Genomic DNA, 1,728 nt, shown 5'->3' with positions numbered 1-1,728 from the left:
CAGCGCTTCGGCGGAACGGGCGTCCGGTTCCCCGCCGCCGCTTCCGCCGCCTTGCCGTCCGCCGGACCGCACCTCCACGATGGGCTGGGACTGGGTCGGATGGACGACGGCGGAGGCCGACACCGGGCGCGGCAAGCCGTCGGGCTCCGGTTCGGCGGGGGCCGGCGCGGCTGCCGCGGGAGCAGGCTGGTCGGACCGGGACAGCTGTTCGAAGACCTGGCGGATGTAGAGGGCTTCTTCGCCGTCGTGGTCGGCGACGTAGACCACCCGAGTGTCGCCGAGGGGCCGCGCGAGCCGGGCGCGGACGCCGGGCGTCGATTCCACCGCGCGCGACGGGCCGTCCCGGTGGGTCAGCCAGTGCACCGTGCCGTGCGTTTCGATGACGGAGGCGGTTCCCTTGGGATTCGGCACGGCGGAGGCCAGGTGCTTTGCCACGTCGAGCGGGCGGCCGCGGCGGCTCGTTGATGCCGAGCCCAGCGTGATCTCAAGCCGGCGCGGCGCGTCCGGGGAGTCGAGGGAGTCCAGGACCCAGAGTTCTCCGGCGGATTCGAAGACCACGCGCGTGCCGTCCGTCGCGGCATGGCGGACGTAGAAACCGTCGTGGTCGGTGTGCCGGCGCAGGCCTGTTCCATCCGGCCGCACCGAATACAGGTTGCCGTAACCTTCGTGGTCGCTCAGGAACGCGATCCGGTTGCCGATCCACATCGGGTCTGCCAGGTTGCCGTCGAGTTCGGCCGCCAGGCGCCCGAACTCGCCGCCGCCGTCCCGGTCGATCCACAGTTTGCCGGCCGTTCCGCCGCGGTACCGCTTCCACCACGCCGGTTCGCGCGAGAGCACGCTGCCGACCACGACCGGACGCTCGTCGCCGAGTTCCGGCCCGAACGCGATCGAGTCCACGGGGCCATAGGGCAGGACCCGGGCGTCCGAGCCGTCCAGCGGCACGGCGTAGGCCCAGGTGTGACGTGATTCTTCGCGTTCGAAGGAACTCGTCACCAGGGCGTGGCCCGCGGGCGTGAATCCTTTTACCTTCGTGCTGGCATGCCCCCAGTAGGTCAGTTGGCGGAATCCCCCGCCGTCGACCGACGCCGTGACGGCCTCCGGCGCGCTGGCCTGCACCACGCTCCAGGCCAGGTGCTGCCCGTCGGGCGAGAACCTTGGGTTCCGGGCCGGCAGTTGCAGCGACGAAACACGCCACGCCCGGCCGCCGGCAAGGGGTGCGACCCACACGTCGTCCTCAGCGACGAACGTGACCAGATCGCCGTGCACGTGCGGGTAGCGGAAGTAGCTCGATGAAGTCATGCCTCGATCTTAGTCACGGCCCGTGCGGGCCCCGGGGTCATCCGAGCGGCGGGGCGCCTCGTGGACTGACTGGATCAGCCAGCCGGCGTCCTGCCTCACCATCTCAAGTTGGACCCGTTGCACGCTGGGTTCGGCGCGTCGTCCCAGCACGCTGCCGTCGGCGGCCACCTGCCGGTACGCCGACGTGCTGACGGTCGCGGCCACCCATTCCTGCGGCCCTCCGCCTGGTGGCGCTGGATCCACGGTTACCTCCTCCACCGTGGTTTCCAGCCCGTCGAGCCAACTGCCGGAGCCTTCCAGCGCCGCGATGATGCCCCGGTCCGTGTCCATGACGGCCGTGCCGGGCACATTGACCCGGTTGAGCAGCGTTGCGTCGCGGGTCCTGACGGCCTCGGTGCGCACCCAGGCCAGGGCGGGCACGGCCGCCGC

2 pseudogenes are annotated in these 1,728 nt (G+C 71.4%); both read right to left on the bottom strand.

The annotated features are described in order from the left end of the window. Nucleotides 1–1,299 (bottom strand): annotated as a pseudogene (locus AC5RV2_RS17695) (S41 family peptidase); the annotation flags it as partial. A 9-nt stretch (nucleotides 1,300–1,308) separates the two neighbouring features. After that, nucleotides 1,309–1,728 (bottom strand): annotated as a pseudogene (locus AC5RV2_RS17690) (hypothetical protein); the annotation flags it as partial.

The sequence above is a fragment of the Arthrobacter sp. Y3225116 genome, from assembly GCF_059091245.1.
The sequence above is the reverse complement of the archived record's forward strand: the minus strand, read 5'-3'. Positions and strand labels throughout refer to the sequence as shown.